Origin of the sequence: Halomonas sp. H5, from assembly GCF_050613175.1 — a bacterium.
Taxonomy (GTDB): domain Bacteria; phylum Pseudomonadota; class Gammaproteobacteria; order Pseudomonadales; family Halomonadaceae; genus Bisbaumannia; species Bisbaumannia salifodinae.
In genome coordinates, this window is sequence record NZ_CP192510.1 from 3161747 (window position 1) to 3185038 (window position 23292).

23 protein-coding genes are annotated in these 23292 nt (G+C 68.9%); 12 read left to right on the forward strand and 11 right to left on the reverse strand.

The features are described 5' to 3' along the window. Positions 1-6 precede the first annotated feature (6 nt). Complete coding sequence (ushA, locus tag ACQ1W9_RS14590; RefSeq protein WP_431024024.1) at positions 7-1629, forward strand: bifunctional UDP-sugar hydrolase/5'-nucleotidase UshA; 1623 nt, start codon at positions 7-9, stop codon at positions 1627-1629. Positions 1630-1638: 9 nt separating this feature from the next. Here ushA and ACQ1W9_RS14595 read toward each other — a convergent pair whose 3' ends face one another. Together ACQ1W9_RS14595 and ACQ1W9_RS14600 are read right to left on the reverse strand one after the other, a co-directional pair. Then, the gene (locus tag ACQ1W9_RS14595) at positions 1639-2055 is read right to left on the reverse strand and encodes a glutaredoxin family protein (protein WP_431024025.1); all 417 of its coding nucleotides are present in this window, start codon (positions 2053-2055) and stop codon (positions 1639-1641) included. A gap of 44 nt (positions 2056-2099) precedes the next feature. Beyond that, positions 2100-3515 carry a hypothetical protein gene (locus ACQ1W9_RS14600; RefSeq protein ID WP_431024026.1) on the reverse strand — a complete coding sequence of 472 codons (1416 nt, stop codon included), beginning with the start codon at positions 3513-3515 and terminating at the stop codon, positions 2100-2102. A gap of 117 nt (positions 3516-3632) precedes the next feature. Here ACQ1W9_RS14600 and ACQ1W9_RS14605 point away from each other — a divergent pair, with 117 nt between their 5' ends. Next, complete coding sequence (locus ACQ1W9_RS14605; protein ID WP_431024027.1) at positions 3633-4523, forward strand: J domain-containing protein; 891 nt, start codon at positions 3633-3635, stop codon at positions 4521-4523. Next, entirely contained in the window at positions 4523-4939 is a 417-nt protein-coding gene (locus ACQ1W9_RS14610; protein ID WP_346063869.1) for a hypothetical protein, read from the forward strand. Before ACQ1W9_RS14605 ends, ACQ1W9_RS14610 begins: the two co-directional genes overlap by 1 nt. Before the next feature lie 47 nt (positions 4940-4986). Here ACQ1W9_RS14610 and ACQ1W9_RS14615 read toward each other — a convergent pair whose 3' ends face one another. The 4 genes from ACQ1W9_RS14615 to ACQ1W9_RS14630 all read right to left on the reverse strand — a co-directional run bounded on the left by ACQ1W9_RS14615 (position 4987) and on the right by ACQ1W9_RS14630 (position 10491). Further along, positions 4987-5970, reverse strand: a complete 984-nt coding sequence (locus ACQ1W9_RS14615) for a LacI family DNA-binding transcriptional regulator (RefSeq protein ID WP_431024028.1) — start codon at positions 5968-5970, stop codon at positions 4987-4989. A gap of 114 nt (positions 5971-6084) precedes the next feature. Beyond that, the gene (locus ACQ1W9_RS14620) at positions 6085-7134 is read right to left on the reverse strand and encodes a Gfo/Idh/MocA family protein (protein WP_431024029.1); all 1050 of its coding nucleotides are present in this window, start codon (positions 7132-7134) and stop codon (positions 6085-6087) included. After that, entirely contained in the window at positions 7134-7913 is a 780-nt protein-coding gene (locus ACQ1W9_RS14625; protein WP_431024030.1) for a ThuA domain-containing protein, read from the reverse strand. Before ACQ1W9_RS14625 ends, ACQ1W9_RS14620 begins: the two co-directional genes overlap by 1 nt. A 247-nt stretch (positions 7914-8160) precedes the next feature. Further along, positions 8161-10491 carry a mechanosensitive ion channel domain-containing protein gene (locus tag ACQ1W9_RS14630; protein ID WP_431024031.1) on the reverse strand — a complete coding sequence of 777 codons (2331 nt, stop codon included), beginning with the start codon at positions 10489-10491 and terminating at the stop codon, positions 8161-8163. A 140-nt stretch (positions 10492-10631) separates the two neighbouring features. On the opposite strand from ACQ1W9_RS14630, the gene ACQ1W9_RS14635 reads away from it, so the two are divergent. Together ACQ1W9_RS14635 and ACQ1W9_RS14640 are read left to right on the forward strand one after the other, a co-directional pair. Continuing rightward, a complete protein-coding gene (locus ACQ1W9_RS14635; protein ID WP_431024032.1) occupies positions 10632-11636 on the forward strand; it encodes an amidoligase family protein in 1005 nt (334 codons plus the stop codon). After that, positions 11633-12322: a gamma-glutamyl-gamma-aminobutyrate hydrolase family protein gene (locus ACQ1W9_RS14640; protein ID WP_431024033.1), complete on the forward strand. Its 690-nt coding sequence runs from the start codon at positions 11633-11635 to the stop codon at positions 12320-12322. The genes ACQ1W9_RS14635 and ACQ1W9_RS14640 overlap by 4 nt, the downstream gene beginning before the upstream one ends. Here the strand turns inward: ACQ1W9_RS14640 and ACQ1W9_RS14645 are convergent. Beyond that, positions 12319-12870, reverse strand: coding sequence for a DUF1415 domain-containing protein (locus ACQ1W9_RS14645; RefSeq protein WP_431024034.1), 552 nt, complete (start codon positions 12868-12870; stop codon positions 12319-12321). The genes ACQ1W9_RS14640 and ACQ1W9_RS14645 overlap by 4 nt on opposite strands. Positions 12871-13221: 351 nt before the next feature. On the opposite strand from ACQ1W9_RS14645, the gene ACQ1W9_RS14650 reads away from it, so the two are divergent. Beyond that, on the forward strand, positions 13222-14106 hold the full coding sequence (locus tag ACQ1W9_RS14650) for an aldo/keto reductase (RefSeq protein ID WP_431024035.1): 885 nt from the start codon (positions 13222-13224) through the stop codon (positions 14104-14106). Positions 14107-14127: 21 nt separating this feature from the next. Here ACQ1W9_RS14650 and nfi read toward each other — a convergent pair whose 3' ends face one another. Both nfi and ACQ1W9_RS14660 read right to left on the reverse strand, forming a co-directional pair. Then, positions 14128-14817, reverse strand: coding sequence for a deoxyribonuclease V (gene nfi / locus ACQ1W9_RS14655; RefSeq protein ID WP_431024036.1), 690 nt, complete (start codon positions 14815-14817; stop codon positions 14128-14130). A gap of 8 nt (positions 14818-14825) precedes the next feature. Further along, positions 14826-15275 carry a DUF1499 domain-containing protein gene (locus tag ACQ1W9_RS14660; protein ID WP_431024037.1) on the reverse strand — a complete coding sequence of 150 codons (450 nt, stop codon included), beginning with the start codon at positions 15273-15275 and terminating at the stop codon, positions 14826-14828. A 359-nt stretch (positions 15276-15634) separates the two neighbouring features. Here ACQ1W9_RS14660 and ACQ1W9_RS14665 point away from each other — a divergent pair, with 359 nt between their 5' ends. Genes ACQ1W9_RS14665 through ACQ1W9_RS14690 form a run of 6 tightly spaced genes read left to right on the forward strand, consistent with a single transcriptional unit; the run spans position 15635 to position 21081 of the window. After that, positions 15635-16885 carry an exonuclease SbcCD subunit D C-terminal domain-containing protein gene (locus ACQ1W9_RS14665; protein ID WP_431024038.1) on the forward strand — a complete coding sequence of 417 codons (1251 nt, stop codon included), beginning with the start codon at positions 15635-15637 and terminating at the stop codon, positions 16883-16885. Beyond that, positions 16882-17043, forward strand: coding sequence for a hypothetical protein (locus tag ACQ1W9_RS14670; RefSeq protein WP_251308465.1), 162 nt, complete (start codon positions 16882-16884; stop codon positions 17041-17043). Before ACQ1W9_RS14665 ends, ACQ1W9_RS14670 begins: the two co-directional genes overlap by 4 nt. After that, entirely contained in the window at positions 17040-17201 is a 162-nt protein-coding gene (locus tag ACQ1W9_RS14675) for a hypothetical protein (RefSeq protein ID WP_273666635.1), read from the forward strand. The genes ACQ1W9_RS14670 and ACQ1W9_RS14675 overlap by 4 nt, the downstream gene beginning before the upstream one ends. Continuing rightward, on the forward strand, positions 17198-17359 hold the full coding sequence (locus ACQ1W9_RS14680) for a hypothetical protein (RefSeq protein ID WP_251308465.1): 162 nt from the start codon (positions 17198-17200) through the stop codon (positions 17357-17359). The genes ACQ1W9_RS14675 and ACQ1W9_RS14680 overlap by 4 nt, the downstream gene beginning before the upstream one ends. Then, positions 17356-20766 carry an AAA family ATPase gene (locus ACQ1W9_RS14685; RefSeq protein ID WP_431024039.1) on the forward strand — a complete coding sequence of 1137 codons (3411 nt, stop codon included), beginning with the start codon at positions 17356-17358 and terminating at the stop codon, positions 20764-20766. Before ACQ1W9_RS14680 ends, ACQ1W9_RS14685 begins: the two co-directional genes overlap by 4 nt. 33 nt (positions 20767-20799) lie before the next feature. Continuing rightward, a complete protein-coding gene (locus ACQ1W9_RS14690) occupies positions 20800-21081 on the forward strand; it encodes a DUF503 domain-containing protein (RefSeq protein ID WP_431024040.1) in 282 nt (93 codons plus the stop codon). A 26-nt stretch (positions 21082-21107) separates the two neighbouring features. Here ACQ1W9_RS14690 and ACQ1W9_RS14695 read toward each other — a convergent pair whose 3' ends face one another. Both ACQ1W9_RS14695 and ACQ1W9_RS14700 read right to left on the reverse strand, forming a co-directional pair. Continuing rightward, positions 21108-21560, reverse strand: coding sequence for a hypothetical protein (locus ACQ1W9_RS14695; protein WP_431024041.1), 453 nt, complete (start codon positions 21558-21560; stop codon positions 21108-21110). 55 nt (positions 21561-21615) lie between these two features. After that, complete coding sequence (locus ACQ1W9_RS14700) at positions 21616-22776, reverse strand: Fic family protein (RefSeq protein ID WP_431024042.1); 1161 nt, start codon at positions 22774-22776, stop codon at positions 21616-21618. Positions 22777-23292 lie beyond the last annotated feature (516 nt).

The window sequence follows — 23292 nt, forward strand, 5'->3', positions numbered from 1 at the left end:
TGCCTCATGTCTCCAAGGAAGCCTCGACTCGCCTGCGTGCCCGCGCTGCTGGCGGTGGCGCTGCTCGGCTGCAGCGCCACCGGCGAGCCAGGCGCCGACGCCGAGTACCGCCTCACCCTCCTGCATACCAATGACCACCATGGGCGCTTCTGGCACAACGCCGAGGGCGAGTACGGCATGGCCGCCCGCAAGACGCTGGTCGAGCGCATCCGCGCCGAGGTCGAAGCGGATGGCGGCCAGTTGCTGCTGCTCTCCGGGGGCGATATCAACACCGGCGTGCCCGAATCCGATATGCAGCAGGCCGAGCCCGACTTCCGGGGCATGAACCTGCTCGGCTACGACGCCATGGCCATCGGCAACCATGAGTTCGACAATCCCCTGGAGGTACTGCGCCAGCAGCAGGCCTGGGCCGACTTTCCCCTGCTGTCGGCCAATATCTACCAGACCTCCAGCGACCAGCGGCTGTTTCCGCCCTATACGCTCTTCGACCTGGAGGGCCTCGGCGTCGCCGTGCTCGGCCTGACCACCGATGACACCGCCCGGGTCGCCAACCCGGCGTACCTGGCGGACATCGAGTTCCGTAGCCCCATCGACGAGGCCGCCGCCCTCCTCCCCGAGCTGCGCCAGCGGGCGGATATCGTGATCGCCGCCACCCATATGGGCCACTACGCCGACGGCCGGCACGGCATCAATGCCCCGGGGGATGTCAGCCTGGCCCGTCGGGTGGACGGCATCGACGTGATCGTGGGTGGCCACTCCCAGGAGCCGGTGTGCATGGCCGACGCGAATCGGGTCGACGGTGCCTTCGCGCCCGGCGATGCCTGCGTGCCGGACCACCAGAATGGCACCTGGATCCTGCAGGCCCATGAGTGGGGCAAGTACGTGGGACGCGCCGATTTCGTCTATCGCCGGGGCGAACTCAGCCTGGAGAGCTATCGGCTGCTGCCGGTCAATCTGACCCGGGAGGGGGACGCGGGCGAAGGCCATCGGGTGGACGAGCGGATTCCCGAAGACGCCGCCATGCTGGCCCTGCTGACGCCCTTCCAGGAGCAGGGCCGGGAACTGCTGGATCGGCGAATCGGCCACCTGAATGGTCGCCTCGAGGGGGATCGTGATCGGGTGCGCTTCGAGCAGACCAACCTGGGGCGGCTGATCGCCACCGCCCAGGCCGAGGCCACCGGCGCCGACCTGGCCATCGTCAATTCCGGGGGCATTCGCGACAGCCTCGCCGCGGGGCCGGTGACCTACCGGGACGTGCTCCAGGTGCACCCCTTCGGCAATTCGGTGGCCTATGTCGATCTCAGCGGCCGCGAGCTGCGCGACTATCTCACCACCCTGGCCTACCTGCCCCCCGACTCCGGGGCCTATGTGCAGTTCGGCCAGGTCAGCTTCGAGCGACGTAACGGCGCCCTCCACGACCTCCGGGTCCATGGTCGCGACGGCCGCCGCGTGGAAGACGATGGCGTCTACCGGCTGGCCCTGAATGGCTATGCCGCCGCCGGCGGCGACGGCTATCCGCGACTCGACGCCCACCCCGGCTACGTCGACACTGGCCTCACCGATGCCGGCGTGCTGATGCGCTTTATCGAGGCGCGTGGGGAGATCGATGTCGCGAACTGGCGGCCCTGAGCGGGCCCCTTAGGCGTTGACACCTAGGGCCTCGGCCGTGCCGAAGCGCTCGCGCAGCCAGGCGTTGATCGCATCCGACTCGTAGAGCCACTCGACGCTGCCGTCGGCCTGCTCGATGCGCAGGCAGGGCACCTTGACCCGGCCGCCGCCGGCCTCGAGCGCCTGGCGATGCTCGGGGTCGAGCTGGGCGTCGCGCCGCGCGATGCTCAGGTCCAGGCGTGCCATCTCCTTGCGCACCTTGACGCAGAAGGGGCAGGCGCGGAACTGGTAGAGCGCCAGCGACCGGCACTGGCGATCCACCTCGGCCTGGGCCTCGGCGCTGCGGCTCACCGCCGCCTTGGGGGTGGAGAGCTTCTCGGCCAGCAGCATCACTGGCGTGAGCAGCAGGCGCAGGGTGCGGAAGAAGTAGCGGATCAGCACTCGCATGGCATCCTCGTAACGATAAAGGGTGGGTAACGCGCGAGGATACCCTATCGGCCCCCCTCCTGTCGGGGCACCACCACCACTTCCTCGATATCGACGATCCGCGAGCGATTCATCACCACCTTCCAGCGCTGGATCACCGCCTCGCCGTCGCCGCTGCGCTCCCGGGTCACCAGGTTGATCAGGTGGCGGCGCTCCACCCGCTCGCGACTCACCTCCTCCCCCTCCAGGCGATAGACCAGGTGGCTGGCCTTGTCCATCAGCCGCGCCACCAGGCTGAGGTCCAGGGTCAGGGTCTCGCGCACCTGCTCGTAACCGCTCAGGAAGCGGGTCGGCGATATCCGCGAACTGGAGCGGTAGTGCAGCACCACCTCCTCCCGCTGGGCCACGTTGCGCTTGCGCGCCCACTTGATCTCGTCATCCAGCTTCACGTAGCGCTGGTAGTCGCACCACTCCAGTTGACGGCCCACCAGCGCCTTGCTGGTGGGGTCCTGGTACTGGCGCCGCCACTTGGGCCGCCCCTTGCGCAGGAGCCGCCACAGGGTATTGCGCAGGTCGTCCTTGAACACCTCGCGCAGGGCATAGATCAGCGCCAGCGCCAGCACGAAGAGCGCGGTGATATCGCCCAGGGACTCCCGGGCCTGGAGCAGCCCCAGGGAGACGAAGATCATCACCACCGCCGTGGCCAGGGCCTTGACCGCCTTCTGCTCGCCGCCGCCCAGCTCCTGGGTACGCTGGCGCAGGGTCAGGGGGTACTCGATCAGGCGCCGCAGCAGGCGCATCTTGTTGGTCATGCGGGTGGTGTCCTCCACCACCCGCGGCGAGTTGTATTCCTCGGCGTCGCGGTGGGCCGCCTCCGCCTCGCAGACCGCCACCAGGCGCCGACGGCTCGTCGCATAGGCCGCGTCCCGGGGCAACTGCGCCAGCAGCTCCAGCAGCCGCTGTTCGGTGAACCAGGAGAGGTAGTTGTCGATATTGGTGTAGTACTTGAGCAGGCTCTCCCGCTCCGGCACATTGCGCCGCAGCCGCTTGAGGATATCCACGGCCAGTGCCACTACCTCCTCGAAGCGCGCCTCGAGCGCCGCGGCATCCTCCGCCGGGGTCTCGCGGCGCTTGTCACTGCGCAACTCCTTGAGCCGGGCCCGCAGCTCGCGCACCGCCCCCTCCAGGGCCACCACATACTGGTAGGCATAGAGGCTCAGGCTGAGGCGATACTGGTCGCTGCCCAGATCGCTGCGCCGGGCCAGGCGGCTGTGCACCAGGGGCAGCTGGTGGCGATCACTGTAGTAGGTGCGGCTGAGGTGGATGGCGTTATGGTAGAAGGCCTGCTCCGAGACCACCTCGGCGGAGAGGTCCAGCTCGGCGGGCACGAAGAGGTAGAGGTCGAGCTTGTGGGAGCTGGACTCCCGCAGCACCCGGGACAGCTTGACGTGAAACCCCTCCCTGCGCTCCAGTGTGATCACGACTTGCCCTCCCGCCTCGATCCTCCTTTTATATCACAGGGAGATAATTCAAGTTCGCCCCCCAACCGCCGATATTCCGCCAGGCGAGCCGTCTCAGCCCATGCCCCGGAGCCCGTTATGCCCATCGCCCGCTTCACGCCCTTCGAGCGGCTACTCCTCACCAGCCGCCACCAGGCCGATACCGCCGCCCTGCTGCTGCTGGGCTGGGTGCTGGCCAATCAGGGGCCGGTGGGCGGGGATCAGCGCGCCCGGCTGGCGACCCTGACCCGGGACTTCCGCCACGGCCACGACCTGGCGCCGCTGCTGGAGATCGCCGTCGCCCAGGACCTGGACGCCATCCAGCTGGCCGCCGAGGTGCTGCAGCGGGAGGCCCGCGGCGGCTACCCCTTCCTGCGCCTGGCCATCGCCCTGGCCACCGGCCAGGGCGAACCGAGCCCGGCCAACCACCATGTGCTGCGCTTTTTGGCCGACCTGCTGGGGGTGCCGCCCCAGGAACTCGCCGCCCTCTATGAGGCCACCAGCGGGCGCTCACTGCACGACCCCGAGGACCCCAGCCGCCAGGCCTACTGGCAGCCGCGCTTCGAAGAGCGCGCACGCCAGGAGGAGGAGGCGCGACGTCGGGCCGAGGAGCAGGCGCGCCACGCGAAGCAGCAGAGAGAAGAGGGGAAGCGGGAAGAAAGAAGGGGAAAGGAGGACGAGAGTCGAGGGCAGAGGGAAGAGCAGCAGGGCAGAGAGTCGCGCGGAGGTTCCCGACAGCGGGAGGAGCAGAAGCGCGAACGGCGGCATCACCAGCCGCCCCCCGGTGGGAGACAGCAGCGTGCCCTCCAGGTGCTGGGGCTCTCTCCCGGCGCCAGCCGCCAGGAGATCCGCCGCGCCTATCGCCGCCTGGCCCAGGCCCACCACCCGGACCGCTTCCATGCCCAGGGCGACGCGGTGATGGCCGGCGCCTCGCGGCGCTTCCAGCGCATCAAGCAGGCCTATGACTACCTGATGCGGGAGGCCTCCTGATGCGCGACCTCTACCGTCGCCTGGGCGTGCCCCCGGATAGCGACAGCGAGACCCTGAATCAAGCCATCGCGACCTGCCAGCATCGCGCCCTCAAGCGCGATGCCGAGGCGGCCCTGGCCGAGGCCGAGCATCGCCGGGAGTACGACGCCCTGCATGCCACCCTGGGCGATATCGGCCGGCTACGCGCCCGCCTGGGCCTGACCCATGGCGCCCACTGGCGGGATGGCCTGGCCGACGACTTCTCCTGCCCCGCCGACCTGGCCGGCTCCCACCATGAGGCACTGATGCGGCGCCTGAGCCGCGCCGCCCTGGCCCATGACCGCTGGCGGCGCTGGCGCGCCCCGGCCCTGGGGCTCGCGCTCTTCCTGCTCGGCCTCGTGGCCGGCGCCGCCGCCTGCCACTGGCTGCTGGGCTAACCCTCGCTGGTGCCCCGCAGCCAGCGAGCCGCCGCCAGGCCCAGGACCTAGCCGGTCTGGCGAACGACCAGCGCCACCGCTACGGAGACATGCCGCGGCGGCTTGCCGGCCAGGGCCTCGCCCAGCAGGGTGACGCCTGTGGTGGCGATGACGGCGATGTCCTGACATACCGTGGTCAGGTCGGCGGCCAGCACCGGCAGGTCGTCGAAGCCGGTGACCGCGACCTGCTCGGGCACGGCGATGCCGTGATCCTCCAGGGCCGCCAGGCAACCCAGCGCCAGCTCGTCGGTCTCGCAGACCAGGGCATCGAAGGGTAACGAGGCATCCTCCGGCAAGCGGCTCAAAAGCCGGGCCAGATGGCGATAGCCGGTCAGGGCATCATCATGGACATGCGGCACGCTGATCGGCCGTTCCGGCAAGCCGGCCTCGGCCAGGGCCCCCTGGTAGCCCTTGAGGCGATGCTGGCGATGGGGCAGCTCCAGTTCGCAGCCCACGAAGGCGATATGACGCCGGCCGCCCTCGATCAGGTGGCGAGTCGCCAGGTAGAGGCCATGGCGGTCGTCCGGCGCCACCGAGAAGCCCTCGCCCGGCTCGCCGATGCGCACGAAGGGGACCCCCCGGGCGTTCAGGAAGGCGGGCCGCGAGTCATCGGGAAATTCCCCCAGCAGGATGGCGGCACCAGCCCGCTCGGGCAGCAACGCCGTCTGGTCGTGGGCGAAGAAGACCGGCACCATGCCCTGCTCGTGGAGGGCCAGGGTCAGGTGCTGGTAGAGCAGGATGTAGTAGGGGCGCAGCTCGATCTCCTGGCGACCGAGCGAGATGCCCACCACCGCGCCCTTGCCGCTGATCAGCTGGCGAGCGGCGGCACTGGGCCGGTACTCGATCTCGCGGCTGATCGCCAGGATCCGCTCACGCAGTGCATCGCCGAGGCCCGGCTTGCCGTTGAGCGCACGGCTGACCGAGGCGATGGACACCCCGGCCCGCCGTGCGATTTCACGAATGGTCGCCGACTTCGACGGCTCTCTGCTCATCTCTTGCCTCGTTGATCGGGCGGCGCCGAATCGACCGCCGCCCCTGTGTCAGGCAGAGGATTGTGCCGAAAATCACCGACCTGCGCGAGCCAACGGGCCCGACAACGTCTCGGCCTACCCGGCCAGCGTCAGGCTGCGATCCTGGGCGTCCGAGGCGAAGCAGGCATCCAGCACCCGCTGCAGCTCGGCACCCCGGGCGAAATCGGGCTGGTCATTGACCCCGGAGCGAATGCCGTCGATGAAGCGCCGGTAGATGCTGGGGGTGGGCGGCGCTGCCAGCGAGGTCCAGCGCGCCTCATGCACGTCCTCGCCGAAGCAGGTCAGCACCCGATCCCTGGCATCGTCGAGCACCACGCTGACCGCCCCCTTGTCGCCATAGACCGAGAGCTTCAGGGAGTTGTGGTGGCCGGTGGCCCAGCGGGTGGCCTGGATGGTGCCCAGCGCCCCGCCGGCGAACTCGACCCGCATCAGGGCGCTGTCGTTGGCGTCGAGCCGATAGTCGCCGATGCGGTTGTCCGGGGCCTTGTCGAAGCACTTGAGCTTGCAGTTGACGGCGGTGATATCGCCTACCGGGAAGCTCGCGAAGTCGAGGATATGCACCCCCACATCGCCCAGCACGCCCTTGCTGCCGTGGCCCTCGGAGAGCCGCCACAGCCACTGGCTGTCCCGGTCCCAACGGCCCCAGGCATGGCTGACCAGCCAACTCTGCAGGTAGCTGGCGTCGACGTGCATCACCCGGCCGATGGCCCCGGAGGCGATCAGCTCCCGGGCCTGCTGGATGGCCGGCGCATCGCGGTAGCTGAGATTGATCATGTTGATCACCCCGGCCTCGCGGGCCGCCGCGGCCATCTCCTCGGCATCGGCCGCCTTGGTGGCCAGGGGCTTCTCGCAGAGGATGTGCTTGCCGGCGGCAATGGCCGCCAGCGAGGTCGCCTTGTGCACCCCGTCCGGGGTGGCGTTGCTCACCGCCTGGATATCGTCCCGGGCCAGCATGGCGTCCAGGTCGGTATAGGCCCCGGGGATGCCGTGGCTGTCGGCGAAGGCGCGCACCCTGTCGCCGTCGAGGTCGCACACCGCCACCACCTCGACGCCGTCGAGGGCCGTGAAGTGCTTGGCATGTTCGCCGGCCATGCTGCCGGCACCGATAATCGCCAACCGGATCATTAGCGGAACCCCTCCTCGCCGGGCTTGTGCAGGCTTTCTCCCTTCACTTCCACCGGGTTCGGTGCCTGGTCGGGCGGCACATTGGGGCAGCTGTCGATCCACCGCGAGCCCTCGGGGCGCGCCCATTTCACGGCGTTCTTCATCACGAGGCGCACCTGGTCGTCGTAGTAGATCGGGTAGGTCTCGTGACCGGGGCTGAAGTAGAAGATCTTGCCGTTGCCGCGCTTGTAGGTGAGCCCCGAGCGAAACACCTCGCCGCCCTCGTAGGCGCTGATGAAGATCACCTCGTCGGGGTTGGGCACCGCGAAGGGCTCGCCGTACATCTCGGTATGGGGCAGCTCGAGGTAGTCGCCCAGCCCCTGGACGATGGGATGGCCGGGGTTGACCACCCACAGCCGCTCGCGCTCGCCGGCCTCGCGCCACTTCAACGAGCAGGTGGTGCCCATCAGCCGCTTGAAGATCTTCGCGTAGTGGCCGGAGTGCAGGACCAGCAGGCCCATGCCCTGCAGCACCCGGGCCTGGACCCGATCGACGATCTCGTCGCGCACCTCGCCATGGGCGGCGTGGCCCCACCACAGCAGGACATCGGTGTGCTCCAGCAGCTCCTCGGTAAGGCCGTGCTCCGGGTCCTGCAGGGTGACGGCGCAGGCCTCGATGCCATCGTCCTCGTTGAGCGCGGCGGCGATGCAGGCATGCATGCCGTCGGGATAGATCCGCGCGACTACCTCATTGGTCTGCTCGTGGACGTTCTCGCCCCAGACCGTGACCTTGATCGTCATTGGCTGGCTCCTCCTGGTCGTGCCCTGACGGGCAAGGGTGAATGCTCCCCGCGGGGAAGTGCCAAGAGTAAACGTTTACCCAATTATTAGTAAACGTTTACTCTTTACGACTTTCGCCAAACATCGGGGATTAAGGAGGATATTAGGGAGGAAGGGGGGGAGGTTCGCAGAACGAACGCCCCGGCCGGCGGATGCCGACCAGGGCAAGGGGGATAAGGTGATGGGGGCCGGGGCAAGGCGGCTCGGGTTAACGCCCCGGGTCCGGCGAGCCACCACTGATGCTGGTCTGGCCTTGGGGATCGGCGCTTCCCGCCTCCCCCGGGGCCCGACCCAGGCCATCGACGCGGAGTGCCTGCTCCGGGCTGACCTCCATGGGGGTCCCGCCGCGGCCTTCCATCTGCACGCTGAGGCGCGGCATGGCCATATCGCGGCCATCCGCCTCCATGCGCTGTTTGAAGCGCAGGTTGAAGGCCCGGGCCACGTCCCACTGCATCACCGGGGCGGTGCGGATACGCATGCGCAGCACCGCGGCGCCCTCCTCGAAGCGCTCCACCCCCTGCAGCTCCAGGGGCGACCAGATATGGTGGCGCATCATGGGATCCTGGCGCAGATCCTCGGCCACCTCCCGCATCAGGGTCATGGCGTCGTCGATCTTCATCTCGTGAGGGATGCGCAGACGCATCAGGGCGATGCCGAACTGCCGCGACATATTGTGGATGGAGGTGATCTGGCTGAAGGGAATGATATGCACGATGCCGTCCAGGTCCCGCAGCCGCACGGTGCGGATGGTCAGCCCCTCGACGGTGCCCATATGGCCACCCAGGTTGACGTAGTCGTCGATGGCCAGGGAGTCCTCGACCAGGATAAAGAGCCCGGTGATCAGGTCCTGCACCAGGGTCTGGGCGCCGAAGCCGATGGCCAGGCCGATCACCCCGGCCCCGGCCAGCAGCGGCGTCACATTGACCCCCAGGTTGGCCAGGCCGACGATCACGGCGATGATCACGATGGTGGCGAAGATGATATTGCGGATCATCGGCGTGATGGTCTGGGCCCGGGCGTTGTTGACCCGCCGCCCGCGGGCCCGGGCCGAGGAGGTCAGGGCGCGCTGGATGGCGGTATCGGCGAAGATCCACACCAGCCAGGCCAGCAGCACCGTGAAGCCGATGGCCAGCAGCGCCTTCCCGATGCGCGCGCTGGCCACCGCCTCGCCGCCGATGCCAATCAGCGAGGTGCCCCACACTTGCAGGGAGAGCTCGGCGAAGGCCAGCCAGCAGAGCATATGGGCCAGGGCATAACCGAAGCGCTCCAGGCGCCGGCGGTACTGGGAGATGCGCTTGCGGCGGGTCACCGTCTCGCTGTGGCGACGGATCAGGCTGGTCGCCACCAGGGTCAGGATCAGCAGCGCCGCGCTGGCCAGGGCGCGGGTCAGGGCCCCGCCGGCATCCCCCACCGAGACGAAGATCGCCAGCAGCGAGGCCCCCACCATCAGCAGCGCCGGAATATGCCAGAGGCCGCCCAGCACCCGGGTCAGCTCCAGGGCGGTATTGCTTTCGCGACGCTGGTGGTAGGGGCGGTTGCGAATCAGGTGCTTGATGGGACGCTTGAAGCGCATCACGAAGAGGCCGCTGATCAGGGCCGCCAGGGCATTGGCCATCACCGACAGGAAGCCCGCCAGGTCGTCCCCCAGCAGGGCGATCAACCGCGAGGAATCCAGGGCATCGGCCAGGGCCACCAGGGCGCCGATCACGAACAGCCGGCGCAGGGCACGCTGGCGCAGGTGCTGCACGGCAACGAAGCGATGCCCCCGGGTAAACACCGAGATCCCCGCTTCGCAGGCCGCCGCCACCAGGCGCCCGCAGAGCGCCACATAGGCGATGACCAGGACCAGGTCACGGCCCGGATTGGGCGCCAGGGACTGGCCCAGGGCCAGGGCCATCAGGAAGGCCAGCAACCAGGGCAGCACCCGGCGCAGGAAGTGCACCCCCAGCAACCAGGCCTTGGGCTCCCGGGGCAGCACCCGGGGCCAGCCTCGTCGCAGCGCCAGCCAGCGCCCCAACCCCATCCACAGGCTCAACAGGGCCAGCCAGATCGCCAGCATCACCGCCGCCTCGACGGCGAAACGGGCCATCTGGGCAAGGCTGGCGTCCCGGGCCAGGTCGGTGGCCTCCTCGGTGGCCTGGGCCAGCTGGCGCTGCCAGGCGTCGAGGGGCGACTGGCCCGCCTCGGCCTGATCGCCCAGGTCGCTGAAGGTATCCGCCAGGGCCCCCAACAGGCCCTGGCGGGGCAGATCCCCGCCGGGGCCTTCCAACTGCGTGGTCGCCTCGCGCAGCTCCTTGAGCCGCTCCACCAGGTCGTCGCGACGCTGGCCATCCTCCAGGGTGGCAATCACCTCGTCCAGGGAGCGGCGCAGGGCCTCCGGGTCGGCGCTCTCGGTGGCGGTACCGGATTCGTCGGAGAGTCCCGGCAGGGTCAGCCCCTGCCCCTGGGCCGGCCCGGTCAGCGACAACAGCAGTAGCAGACAGAGCAGCCAGCCCCCCAGCAGCGGTAACGACGGGCGGGGGAACGGGGGGCGAGGCATGGGCGACTCCGAAGCAGGCGATGGGATTCGGCAAGAGTAATGGACCCGCCGGTCAGGGAAAACCATCGGCGGTGATAACGGCTCTGGCGAGTATGATAGGCTCAAAATTCGAGCCGTGTGAGGTCACGAGGAGTCGACGCATGGAGCCGCAAGCGCCCCCGCACGCCACCAACCCCGAGGGCCGGCCCCGCCGCGTCGGGGTGGAGATCGAGTTCGCCGGCGTGGCCCCGGCCCAGGCCGCCGCGCTGGTGGTCGAGCGCTTCGGCGGCACGCCGCGCCCGGTCAGCCCCCACCGCCTCAAGGTGGAGGGCGCCCGCTGGGGCGATTTCATCCTCGAGCTGGACGCCAAGTATGCTCACCCGGACGCCCGGGTCACCGACCGCGCCCCCAGGGGCAACAGCGAATGGGAGCAACTGCGTCACCAGCTACGCCTCGACCTGCACCATCGTACCCGGGAACTGATCGGCGACGTGGTGGCGGGGCTGGTACCCACCGAGGTGGTCTGTCCGCCGGTGCCCTGGCCGGAGCTGGGTGAGCTGGATGCCCTCTTCGAGGGGCTGCGCACCCACGGCGCCAAGGGCACCGATGCCAGCCTGCTCTACGGCTTCGGCCTGCACCTCAACCCGGAGCTGGCCGATACTTCGGTGACCGGCCTGCTGGCGCACCTGCGTGCCTACCTGCTGCTGGCGGAGTGGCTGCGCCGGGATATCGACATCGATATCACCCGGGAGGTGCTGCCCCATGCCAACCCCTTCCCCAAGGAGTATGCCCTCAAGGTGCTCGCCCCGGACTACTCGCCGGACCTGACCACCCTGATCGACGACTACCTGGTGGATAATCCCACCCGCAACCGGGAGCTGGATCTCTTCCCCCTCTTCGCCTACCTCTGCCCCGAGCATCCCAACCCCCTGCTCAGCGGCGACCTGGTCAAGCCGCGCCCCACCTTCCACTACCGGCTGCCCAATGCCCAGCTCTCCACCCCCGGCTGGGGCGCCGTGGTGGAGTGGAATCGCTGGCTGGAGGTGGAGCGCCTGGCCGCCGACGAGGCCCTGCTGGCCGAGCGGGCCGCCGCTTTCGTGGCCCATCACCGCCAATCGCCGATGACCCGTTGGCTCGACAAGCTGCGCGGCTGGATGGACGAATGACCCGTCCGCGCATCGGCATCACCACTTCGGATCACAAGAGCCGCATCGCCTGGTTCTTCGACTGGCTGGCGGTATGGCGCCATGGCGGGCGGCCGATTCGCCTGTCGCCATCGCGGCCGGTGCCGGAGACCCTGGATGGCCTAATCATCGGCGGTGGCGACGATATCGAGGCGCACCTCTACGGCGGCGAGATGCAGCTGGATGTACGGGTCGACCCGCAGCGGGACGAGCTGGAGCTGGCGCTGCTGGCGCGTTTCATTCCCCAGGGCTGCCCGGTGCTGGGCATCTGCCGCGGCGCCCAGATGATCAACGTCTACCAGGGCGGCACCCTGGACGGCGATATCTACACCACCCACCAGGGCCTCAAGCGGCGGCGCACCGTGCTGCCCCGCAAGACGGTGGATATCGTCGGCGGCAGCCAGCTGTATCGCATCCTCGGGGTGAGCTGGTGTCGCATCAATAGCCTGCACCATCAGGCGGTGCAGCGGGCGGGCCAGGGCATCGAGATCGTCGCCCGGGACCGCGAGGGCCTGGTGCAGGGCATCGAGTCGCTCCACCACGACTTCCTGATCGGCGTGCAGTGGCACCCGGAGTGGCTGATCTTCAATCGTCCCCAGCAGCGGCTGATTCGCGCCCTGGTGGACGCCGCCCGGCGCCACCAGGAGGCCTGGCAGGCGCAGACCTAGGGGCTACGGCGCAGCGCCGCCAATGCCTGAGCCAGCGGCGCGCCGCCGATTTCCCTGAGCCTGGCCATATTGCGCTCGGGAATGCCCTCGGGATCGGGATAGGCGGCCAGGGCCTGCTCCAGGCTCGCCTCGCGCAGCAGGTGCAGCATGGGCCAGGGGGAGCGGTTGGTGTAATTGGCGGGATCCTCCGGCTCGGCATCGGCGAAGCAGTAGTCGGGATGGAAGCTGGCCAGTTGGAAGACGCCCTCGTAACCCTGATCGGTCATCAGGGTCTCGGCCAGCCCCAGGAAATCCAGGTAGTCGTCGAAGGCCTCGAGGCCCTCGGGGATCACCAGCAGGCAGGTCTCGACCTCCGCCGTCGCCTCGAGCTCGCGGCAGGCGGCGATCAGCGCCGCCAGGGCCTGGGGCCAGTCGCCACCGTCGATCACCCGGTAGTCGATGCTGCCGCGCTGCACCTCGCGGCCGGCGAAGGGGCAGAGGTTCTCGGCGACCACGAAGGTCTCCACCCAGGTACGGGTGGCGGCGAGGCAGGCGTCGGTGGCGGTCATGGCAAGGGCTCGAGCGGTGGAGGGCCTGGCAGTATACCCCGATGCAATGGCTCCGGGGCTAACCTGAGGACAGGCCGTCGCGGGGCGCTGTGCCCCCCTCCTTGGGCGCTACTTTTGCCCTGCTTCGCTCTCGCATCCTGCTCCGCTCGCAGGACCGGTGCTGGCCATCCATGGCCAGCCCGTTCGGAGGAATCCTCCTCACCCCTGGCAAAAAACCCCCGCTCCATCCTGCCCCCAGCGCCCCTCGGCCATACTGACGCTATTACGCAGATATTGCATTCCGCCCCCGCCTGGTCGAGCATATTTGTAGAAATACATTCCACGACCATATAGCGAGTTCGGGAGGCCACGATGAGCACACATCCCCATGTCACCCTGCCGGCCGATGGCGGGCAGGCCGCCGTCGACCTGCCCGCCATCGGCCAGGGCACCTGGTTTATGGGCGAAGGGCTGGCGCCGCGCCGCGACGAGGTGCGCGCCCTGCAGCAGGGGCTGGAGCTGGGCCTGTCGCTGATCGATACCGCCGAGATGTATGCGGAAGGCGGCGCCGAAGAGGTGGTGGGCGAGGCCCTGGTGGGACGCCGCGACCAGGCCTTCCTGGTCTCCAAGGTCTACCCCTGGAACGCCGGTCGCGACGGCGCCATCGCCGCCTGCGAGCGCAGCCTCGAGCGCCTGGGCACCGACTACCTGGACCTCTACCTGCTGCACTGGCCCGGCCATATTCCCCTGGAGGAGACCCTGGAGGCCTTCCAGCGACTTCAGGAAGCGGGCAAGATCCGTCGCTTCGGGATCTCCAATTTCGATGTGGACGAGTTGGCCGCCTTCCATGGCCTGCCCGGCGGCGAGGCCTGTGCCGTCAACCAGGTGCTCTACCATCTGGGCTCCCGGGGCATCGATTATGCCCTGCGCCCCTGGATGCGCGAGCGCGGCATGCCGGTGATGGCCTACTGCCCCCTGGCCCAGGCCGGGCGCCTGCGCCGCGACCTGCTGAGCCAGCCGGCCCTGCTGGAAGTCGCCGGCGAGCTGGGCGTCACCCCCGCCCAGGTGCTGCTGGCCTGGGCGATTCGCGCCGAAAACGGCCAACGCGAGGTGATCGCCATTCCCAAGGCGGTGCAGCCGGCGCATGTAGAGCAAAACGCCAGGGCGCTGGAAATCGTGCTCGCCGACGAGGCCCTGGCGCGCCTGGAGGCGGCCTTCCCGGCGCCGAGGCGCAAGTTACCGCTGGATATCGTCTAGGCGATGTCCGAAAGCTGGAGGTCAGAGGGGGCCCCGCCGGGAGGCGAGGCGGTCCGCCAGGCGGGTGGGCTCGGGGAGCTTGGTCTTGCCCAGGCAGCGCACCACCCAGTCCCGGGCGGTATCGATCTCCAGGCGGTGCCCCGGGGAGACATAGATCGGCTTGACGCCGGCCCGGGAGCGCAGCACCACGCCGAGCGGCTCGTCGCCGTCGACCAGCGGCGTCCAGTCGCCGCGCTCGGGCCCCACTTCATGATGGCGGCCGCAGAGCCGCGACTTGGCCACGCCGATCGTCGGCAGGTCGAGCCACAGCCCCAAATGGGAGGCCACGCCGAGGCGGCGCGGATGGGCGATGCCCTGACCGTCCACCATCACCAGTTGCGGGCGAAGCGTCAGGCGGGCGAAGGCGCCGAGTGCGGCGGGCACCTCGCGAAAGGAGAGCAGGCCGGGAATATAGGGCCAGCGGGTGGGCTCCCGGTGAACGACCCGCTCGACCAGCGTCGGCCCCGACGACGGATCCTCGGGCGACCAGGCCAATACCACCACCGCGGCCCGGGTGATGGTGCCCTGCGCTTCGAAGCCGATATCGACCCCGGCGATATGGCTCACCGGGTCCAGGCGGTCGCGGCGCTCGACCCGCGTCGCCAGTTGGCGCTGCAGGGCGATGGCCTGCCCAGGGGTCAGCGCCCAATCATGCAGCGGCGCCCTCTCCATGGATCAGCTCAATCGCAGAAGCCCCAGCCTTCCAGCAGCATGCGCAGCTTCTCCACCCGGGCGCGGTTCTTGCCCAGGTCGGTGATGCCCAGCCGCGAGGCGCTGCGCACATGGCAGACGCCCTCTTCCTCGCTCCACAGCAGCTCCAGGTCATCGACGAAGCCCAGGGCCGAGTGGCACTCGGCGTGCAGGTAGGAGTCACTGGCGGTGATCACCTCCGCCTCTTCGCAGCCCATCAGCGCGGTCTTGAGGCGGCGCATCATCTCGGCGGGGCAACGGTCGCCGGGCTCCAGGGGGGCGATATAATGGGCCTCGTCCTCGGCCTGGCTGCAGACGCTGTTACGGATACTGGGACAGGCCGCCAGGCGACCCTGATGAACGCCGAGTGATTCCGGACGCTTGCTGGTCAGTGGGTTGGTCAGCATCGAGGCCTCCTCGCGCAGTAGGCTGCGCATCATGGTGGTGTCGTGGTCGGCAGAGGCGTCGCTCCTGCCAGCGGCTCTCTTCGGGAGCCTTAGCTTTATATGGAAATATTTTCCATAAAACTTTCCGTGTCAAGTCTATCGTTGAATCGGGGTCAGCGTCGCTGCACTTTTTCGACCTTGGTCTATCTCAGTCAACCCCAGTCCCGCGGCCCCCGCAAGTCGCCTTCATCAACGGCCTGAATCAGCGCCTTGAATCGGGCCTGGAGCCGGCGACGACAGCCATAGCCTGGCATGGCAAGATGACCGCCTCGGGTCAGCGACAAAGGGACCCGCCCGGATGGACGGCGCGACGGTAAATGCACCGGCGCCCAGGTAGAACAAGGACCCTCGCCGTGAAGCTGATTCACACCTCGGACTGGCATCTCGGCCAGACCTTCCATGGCCAGGAGCGCCATGCGGAGCACCACGCCTTCCTCACCTGGCTGCTCGATACCCTGGTGGAACGCCAGGCCGATGCCCTGCTGGTGGCCGGCGATATCTTCGACGTGGTCAATCCCTCGCTGCGCGCCCAGGAGCTGCTGTATGACTTTATCGTCGGCGCCCATGAGCGGCTGCCGAGCCTGGATATGGTGCTGATCGCCGGCAATCACGACAGCGGCAACCGTATCGAGCTGCCGGCACCGCTGATGAAGCGATTGCGCACCCATGCCCTGGGCCGGGTGCGCTGGCTCGACGACGGCCGTCTGGATGCCGAGCGCCTGCTGGTGCCGCTGACCGATGCCGCGGGCGAGACCCGGGCCTGGTGCCTGGCGCTGCCCTTCCTGCGCCCCGCCGAGGTCACCGGCAACGGCCTGGCGGCGGATCCCGCCGCGGAAGGAGGCAACGACTACGTGGCCGGTATCGAGCGGGTGCATCGCCAGCTGATCGAGGCCGCCCAGGCCCGCCGCCACCCCGACCAGGCCCTGGTGGCCATGAGCCATGCCCATCTCCACGGCGCCGCCGTCTCCGAGGCCAGCGAGCGCCCCATCGTGATCGGCGGCGAGGAGTCGCTCTCCGCCGCCCTCTTTCCCGCCGAGATCGCCTATGTGGCCCTCGGCCATCTGCACCGCCCCCAGCGGGTGAGCGAGGAGCGCATCCGCTATAGTGGCAGCCCCTTGCCCCTGGATTTCAGCGAGGTGGGCTATCCCCACCAGGTAGTAGAGGTGACCCTGACCGGTGCCGCGCTGGCCGGCGTGGAGATCCTGCCCATTCCCCGCCCGGTGGCCATGCATCGAGTCGGCCCCGCCCCCCTCGAGGCGGTGCTGGCCGAGCTGGAGACCCTGTCCCAGGACCCGGCCCTGCCCCGAGAGCAGTGGCCCTGGCTGGAGGTGCGGGTGGAACTGGAGGCACCGGTCCCCGACCTGCGCGCCCGCATCGACGCCGCCCTGGAAGGCAAGGCACTGCGCCTGCTGCGCCTGGAACGGCGCCTGCCCCAGGGCGGCGACAGACCCGCTGCGGCCCGGGTCGACCTGGCCTCCCTGGGCCCGCGCAAGCTCTTCCAGCATACCTGGGCGCGCCACTGGGACGCGCCCCCGGACGAGGCGGTGATGGCCGACTTCGACCGCCTGCTCCAGGACGTCCTCGACGGGGAGGAGCCGTCATGAGAATCCTCGCCCTGCGCCTGCAGAACCTCGCCTCCCTGCCCGGCCCCCTGACCCTCGACTTCACCGACTCGCCGCTGCGCGACGCCGGCCTCTTCGCGATTACCGGCCCCACCGGCGCCGGGAACTTGAGAGAGCCCCTCCTGGAGGGTCGCCCATGAGAATCCTCGCCCTGCGCCTGCAGAACCTCGCCTCCCTGCCCGGCCCCCTGGAACTCGACTTCACCGATTCGCCACTGCGCGACGCCGGCCTCTTCGCGATTACCGGCCCCACCGGCGCCGGGAACTTGAGAGAGCCCCTCCTGGAGGGCCGCCCATGAGAATCCTCGCCCTGCGCCTGCAGAACCTCGCCTCCCTGCCCGGCCCCCTGACCCTCGACTTCACCGATTCGCCGCTGCGCGACGCCGGCCTCTTCGCGATTACCGGCCCCACCGGCGCCGGGAACTTGAGAGAGCCCCTCCTGGAGGGCCGCCCATGAGAATTCTCGCCCTGCGCCTGCAGAACCTCGCCTCCCTGCCCGGCCCCCTGGAGCTCGACTTCACCGACTCGCCGCTGCGCGACGCCGGCCTCTTCGCGATTACCGGCCCCACCGGCGCCGGCAAGAGCACCCTCCTCGATGCCCTCTGCCTGGCGCTCTACGGCAATACCCCACGGCTGCGCCAGGCCCCCGGCCGCGAGGCGCCGCTGCCCGACGTGGAGGGCGAAACGATCGGCACCGCCGACCCCCGCACCCTGCTGCGCCGGGGCTGCGCCAGCGGCCATGCCGAGGTGGACTTCCTGGGCCGCGACGGCCGCCGCTACCGGGCCCGTTGGGCGGTGCGCCGCGCCCGGGAGAAGGCCGGGGGGCGCCTGCAGGCGGTGGAGCAGTCGCTGCACGACCTGGACGACGACCGCCTGCTGACCACCCAGAAGCGCGAGTTCGCCGAGCTGCTGCCCCAGCGCCTGGGGCTGACCTTCGACCAGTTCACCCGCGCCGTGCTGCTGGCCCAGAGCGAGTTTGCCGCCTTCCTCAAGGCCGACGACAACGAGCGCAGCGACCTGCTGGAGCGCCTGACCGGCACCGCCGAGTATTCGCGGATCTCGATCGCCGCCTACCGCCGCGCCAGCGAGGCCAGGAAGGGCGTGGCCGAGCTGGAGACCCGGCTCGCCGATGAGCTGCCCGCCGAGGCAGAGGCCCGGGCCACCCTGGAGAGCGAGGCCGAGGCGGCCGAGGCCCGCCTCGCCGAGCTCAACCGGGAGGCCACCGAGCTGGAGCGGCGCCGGCAGTGGCACGCCACGGACCGACGCCTGGGTGACGCCTACCGGCAGGGCCTGGCGCGGCAGCAAGAGGCCGAGGCCCGCTGGCAGGCGCTGGGCGAGGCACGCGCCGAGCGGGAATGGCGACGCCTGATCGCCCCGCAACGCCATGCCCTGGCGCGCCAGGCCGCCCTGCCCGAAGAGATCGACACCCTCGAAGCCAGTCACGCCGAGACCCGCCAGGCCCTGGACGGCGCCCAGGCCAAGCAGCAGGGCGCCGCCGAGGCACTCGCCCAAGCCGAGCAGGCCCTCAGCCACGCCAGCGACGCGCGCCAACGGGCCGAACCCGCCCTGCGCCAGGCCCGTGAGCGAGCCCAGCAACTGGCCAGCCTGGAGAAGCAGCTTGCCGACCTCGAGGCGACGCAACGCCAGAGACTCGAGCACGCCAAGCAACTGAACGAGGCACACCGTCGCACCGCGGCGGCCCAGCAGACTCGCCAGCGGCAGCGGGACGACTGGCAGGCCGCCATGCAACGGCTGATGGGCACCCACCCGCGCCTGGAAGACGCTCGCCAGGCCGCCCACCGGGCCCACGACGGCGCCGCCCGTCGCCATCTGGCGCTGGGCGAGTTGGCCAACCATTGGCAAGGGTTCCAACGCACCGCCGAGGCCCAACGCCAGCTGACCCGGCGCCTGGAGGAGGCGCAATCGCGCCATCGGCGGCTGCTGGCCGACGGCCAGGCGGCCCGACAGCGACTCGACAAGGCCCAGGGCCACCTCGATAGCGTGACCGCCGTGATCGAGCGCAGCCGCGCGGTACGCAGCGAGAGCGTGACGCGGCTACGTGAGAACCTCCGGGAAAGCGAGCCCTGCCCCGTCTGCGGGGGTCTCGAGCACCCTTACCGGCAACAGCCTCCCGCCAGTCTCGAGGCCACCCAGCTCGCCGCCCAGGAAGCCGAAGAGGCGCGCCAGCTCGACGCGGCCCGGGAAGCCCGTGACGCGGCCCAGCAACAGCGTGACGACCTGATCGGCGAATACCGTGTCGTGGATGCCGCCATCAAGCGGCACCACCAGGAGCTCGAGGAGGACGAGCGCCAGCTGAGCGCCGCCCGCACCGCCCTGGAGGCAGAGCCGCTATATGGCGAGTTCGCCGCCGTGGATGACGCCGAACGCGATGCCTGGTTGCGGACGCAGCGCGACGAGAGCGAGGCCCGGCGTCAGCGGTCGCGCCAGACGCTGGACGAGCTGACCCGCGCCGAAGCCGAGCTGGCCCCATTGGAGGAGTCCCTGCGCCAGGGCGAACTGGCGCTGACTCGCCTGGCGACCGAGAAATCGGCGGCCGACAGAGAACTGGCCGAGCTGGAGGCACGGCTTCCTCCCCTGCGTGACGAGCGCGATGCCCTGAACCATACGCTCAAGGCGCTGCTGGGTGAGCAGGCCAGCCCGGAGGCCTGGCAGCAGCGGCTCGACGAGCGCCAGGAAAGCGCCCGCCAGGCGCGGGACAGCGCCCTCGCCCATCACCACGCCGCCGAGCAGGAACACCAGCGCCTCCTTCAGCAGGACGGCTTCGAGGCCGAGCGGCTGGCCCAGCTACGCCAGGAGCTGGAGAGCCTGAGTCGCGAGCTGGACGCCTGGCGACGGCGGCACCCCGAGCTGGACGACGCCACCCTGGCCCGCCTGCTGGCCCAGCCCGAGGGCGAGGCCAGGGCCCAGGAAGCGGCGCTGGACGACGCCGAGCGTAGCCGCCAGCAGGCCGCCGCCACCCTGGCCGAGCGCCGCCAGCAGCTGCTGGCCCATCGCCGAGAACTGGCCCCGGAGGACGAGGAGGAGAAGGCCCTGCTGGCCGCGGCCATGGACAGAGAACTGGCCCCGGAGGACGAGGAGGAGAAGGCCCTGCTGGCCGCGGCCATGGACAGCGAACTGGCCCCGGAGGCCGGGGACGAGGCCCTGCTGGCCGGGGCCATGGACGCCGAGCTGGCCCGGCAAGGGGAAGCGTCAAGCGAGGCCCAGGCCGAGCTGGCACCGAAGCTGGAGTCGGCCCAGCAGGCCCGCGACGCCGCCGTCTATGCCCTCAACGACGACGATCGCAAATGCGCCCGACAGCAAGAGGGCCAGGCGGCGCTGGAGACGGCCCGAGCCGAGTATCGCCGCTGGGGCCAGATCAGCGAGCTGATCGGCTCCGCCGACGGCAAGACCTTCCGGCGCATCGCCCAGGCCTACAACCTGGAGCAGCTACTGGAGCACGCCAATGCCCACCTGGGCAGCCTGAGCCGCCGCTATCGCCTGACTCGCGGCGGCAGCGAGCTGGGCCTGCTGGTGGTGGACCATGATATGGGCGACGAGACCCGTTCGGTGCACTCCCTCTCCGGCGGCGAGACCTTCCTGGTCTCCCTCGCCCTGGCCCTCGGGCTGGCCTCCATGGCCTCCGGGGAGCTTACGATCGAGTCGCTGTTTATCGACGAGGGCTTCGGCAGCCTCGACCCCCAGTCCCTGGCCCTGGCCATGGAGGCCCTGGACGGCCTCCAGGCCCTGGGTCGCCGGGTCGGGGTGATCTCCCATGTGCAGGAGATGCACGAACGCATCCCGGTGCAGATCCAGGTAGAGCCGCTGGGCAACGGCACCAGCCGCGCCAGGCTGGTCAGTGTCTAAGGAACAGGATTCTAAGGCCACGGAGACGACATCATGCATATCGGCATCCTGACCCTGCGACTCTCGCTGCCCGGCTGTCGCTCTCTCAAGGAGAAGCGCCAGCGCATGGGTGGCCTGCATGAACGCTTCGGGCGCCAGCCGGCGGTGGCGGTCTGCGAGAGCGGCGAGCTCGACCGCCTGGAGGCCAGCGAATGGACCTTCGTGGCCACGGCCACCAGCGTCCAGAAGGTGGAGTCGCTGCTCGCGGAGATCGAGGACAAGGTCCAGCGCGGCGTGGACGGGCGGGTAATGGAGGCGACCCGGGAGCTGCTGTAGCGACCGGCGCGGCCTCGTTGGCAGGCCTACCTATCGACGCCGAAATATTTCACCTTGAGATATAACACCCCGAGGAAACCCGTCCCCAGGATCATGCCGAGACTCGCCACCACCACGATCAAGGACTCATAGGCAATAGCGCCCATCGAGGCATAGCCTCCCACCAGCATGCCCGCATGCCTGACCAGCAGATACACGCCGATCAGGAAGCTGCCGGCGCGCACCAGCTCCTCATCCCTGACATCAATCCCGGCCTCGGCATCACCATGAAGCCTGCCGGCCAAGCGCCCAGCGAAGCACCATAGCAAGACGCCGCCCAGCATCGGCACGGCGGCCGTGGCGACAAGCATGGGCAGCCACTCGGCAGACCAGAACTCTTGAGCACTCGGCCCAAACAGCACCGGAAGCACCGAGAATAACGTCTTCAGAAAGAGATAAAGGCCCAGCACTTTAATCAGAAGAATGGAAAAGGGCTTCATGGTATCTCCACAGCAGCAAGTGGCCGGCGCTGGCAAGGAGGGCATCTTGCCAGGGTCATAGGGGGTCCTGATTGAGGATGTCGATATAGGCCCGGTAGGCGTAGATCCGGTTGCGCTTCTGCCCGGTGAGCTCATGGACGAGGCCAAGCTCGTCCTCCATGGCCATCAACAGCTTGCCGACCGTGGCCGGGGTCAGCCCCGTACGCTGGCAGAGATGGCTAATATTAGCGATGGGCTGCTGGAAGAGCGCATCGAGTAGCAGCCCCGCCGAGCCCGCCTGACGGCCAAGCTCGGCCAGACGAGCCTTGTCCTGCTCACGTAGTCGGTTGAGCTGCTGGGCGGTGGCCACCGCCTGGGTCGCGGTGTCGGCCACGGCATCCACGAAGAACAGCAGCCAACCCTCCCAGTCACCGGTCACCCGCACCTGCTGCAACCGCTCGTAGTAGACCTGGCGATGCTTCTTGAAGAACACCGAGAGGTAGAGCAAGGGTTCATTGAGGATGCCGGCTTCGACCAGGATCAGCGGAATCAACAGGCGGCCCAGGCGCCCGTTGCCATCCATGAAGGGGTGAATGGTCTCGAACTGCACATGGATCAGGGCGGCCTTGATCAGCGGGTCGGTGGCCTCGGGCATATCATTGATGAAGCGCTCCAGCGCTGACCAGCACTTCGCCAGGTGGTGGGGCGGTGGCGGCACGAAGACCGCCTCGTCGGGACGGTGCCCACCCAGCCACACCTGATTGCCGCGAAACTCCCCCGGCCCACGGTGGATGCCACGCCCGGAGGTCATCAGCGCCGTGTGCATCTCCATCACCAGCCGATGGCTGATGGGAAAGCCCTCACGAATGCGCTGCACACCCAGCGTCAGGGCATTCACATAGCAGGAGACCTCCTGAACATCATCCATGGGCACACCAGGCATGCCTTCCATCTCGTAGAGCATCAGGTCGCTGAGCGAGGACTGGGTACCCTCGATCTGCGACGACATGACCGCTTCCTTGCGCACATAGCTGTAGAGGAAGAGCGAGGCCTCGGGCAGCAGGGTACTGATGGCGTCGAGACGCCCGAGTGCCAGCATGGCCTGGTTGATACGCCGTTGCAGCTTGCCGTCCAGCACCAACGGTGGCTGTGGCGGTAGCGGATCGGGGAGAAACGCCTGGCAACGCACTCCGCCGGCGATGCTGTCTACGTAGTGGCCTGTGAGTCCGCGTTCCATGGGTTCCACCTGTGGTTCGCTGCTGGGGCTGGGTTAAAATAGCGCTGCTGATTATTTTAATTTATGGCTGAAATTAAAATAAGCAGCAGCGCTATTTTAGTTTCGCCGCCTTCACCAGCCGGAGACGTGTCGAAAAAATCGCGCTTTTTAAACATGTCGTGGCGATAGGTCGATGGCGCGCTCCTGTTCGGGCGCCTGCGGCGCCAGTCGCGCTGCAGGCAGCGCCGGGCTCAGCTCGCCTCCCAGTGGGCGTCGTTCAGGGCCTCGAGCACCTCGTCGAGGTGGTGGTCGAGCAAGCCGACGTGCCGGGATGGCTGAAGGCGCGCTCGGCGCTGGTGGCAAGCTCGAGAAATACCGGATCGTGGCCGGAAAGGAAGCCGAAGTTGCTACCGCCACCCTCGCGGCCGGTTGTCGATATCATAGAGGAGTTCCTGATCCCTGCACTATCGGGCAACTCAAACTACCCGCTCCGCTCGTCCTCGCTCCGTAGCCTGTCAGTAAACCGCCTTAGTGGCC

Bases quoted from the DNA above. Each gene is read 5' to 3' on its own strand.
- ushA (WP_431024024.1), top strand. From the start codon at position 7: ATGTCTCCAAGGAAGCCTCGACTCGCCTGCGTGCCCGCGCTGCTGGCG.
- ACQ1W9_RS14595 (WP_431024025.1), bottom strand. From the start codon at position 2,055: ATGCGAGTGCTGATCCGCTACTTCTTCCGCACCCTGCGCCTGCTGCTC.
- ACQ1W9_RS14605 (WP_431024027.1), top strand. From the start codon at position 3,633: ATGCCCATCGCCCGCTTCACGCCCTTCGAGCGGCTACTCCTCACCAGC.
- ACQ1W9_RS14610 (WP_346063869.1), top strand. From the start codon at position 4,523: ATGCGCGACCTCTACCGTCGCCTGGGCGTGCCCCCGGATAGCGACAGC.
- ACQ1W9_RS14615 (WP_431024028.1), bottom strand. From the start codon at position 5,970: ATGAGCAGAGAGCCGTCGAAGTCGGCGACCATTCGTGAAATCGCACGG.
- ACQ1W9_RS14620 (WP_431024029.1), bottom strand. From the start codon at position 7,134: ATGATCCGGTTGGCGATTATCGGTGCCGGCAGCATGGCCGGCGAACAT.
- ACQ1W9_RS14625 (WP_431024030.1), bottom strand. From the start codon at position 7,913: ATGACGATCAAGGTCACGGTCTGGGGCGAGAACGTCCACGAGCAGACC.
- ACQ1W9_RS14630 (WP_431024031.1), bottom strand. From the start codon at position 10,491: ATGCCTCGCCCCCCGTTCCCCCGCCCGTCGTTACCGCTGCTGGGGGGC.
- ACQ1W9_RS14635 (WP_431024032.1), top strand. From the start codon at position 10,632: ATGGAGCCGCAAGCGCCCCCGCACGCCACCAACCCCGAGGGCCGGCCC.
- ACQ1W9_RS14640 (WP_431024033.1), top strand. From the start codon at position 11,633: ATGACCCGTCCGCGCATCGGCATCACCACTTCGGATCACAAGAGCCGC.
- ACQ1W9_RS14645 (WP_431024034.1), bottom strand. From the start codon at position 12,870: ATGACCGCCACCGACGCCTGCCTCGCCGCCACCCGTACCTGGGTGGAG.
- ACQ1W9_RS14650 (WP_431024035.1), top strand. From the start codon at position 13,222: ATGAGCACACATCCCCATGTCACCCTGCCGGCCGATGGCGGGCAGGCC.
- nfi (WP_431024036.1), bottom strand. From the start codon at position 14,817: ATGGAGAGGGCGCCGCTGCATGATTGGGCGCTGACCCCTGGGCAGGCC.
- ACQ1W9_RS14660 (WP_431024037.1), bottom strand. From the start codon at position 15,275: ATGATGCGCAGCCTACTGCGCGAGGAGGCCTCGATGCTGACCAACCCA.
- ACQ1W9_RS14670 (WP_251308465.1), top strand. From the start codon at position 16,882: ATGAGAATCCTCGCCCTGCGCCTGCAGAACCTCGCCTCCCTGCCCGGC.
- ACQ1W9_RS14675 (WP_273666635.1), top strand. From the start codon at position 17,040: ATGAGAATCCTCGCCCTGCGCCTGCAGAACCTCGCCTCCCTGCCCGGC.
- ACQ1W9_RS14680 (WP_251308465.1), top strand. From the start codon at position 17,198: ATGAGAATCCTCGCCCTGCGCCTGCAGAACCTCGCCTCCCTGCCCGGC.
- ACQ1W9_RS14685 (WP_431024039.1), top strand. From the start codon at position 17,356: ATGAGAATTCTCGCCCTGCGCCTGCAGAACCTCGCCTCCCTGCCCGGC.
- ACQ1W9_RS14690 (WP_431024040.1), top strand. From the start codon at position 20,800: ATGCATATCGGCATCCTGACCCTGCGACTCTCGCTGCCCGGCTGTCGC.
- ACQ1W9_RS14695 (WP_431024041.1), bottom strand. From the start codon at position 21,560: ATGAAGCCCTTTTCCATTCTTCTGATTAAAGTGCTGGGCCTTTATCTC.
- ACQ1W9_RS14700 (WP_431024042.1), bottom strand. From the start codon at position 22,776: ATGGAACGCGGACTCACAGGCCACTACGTAGACAGCATCGCCGGCGGA.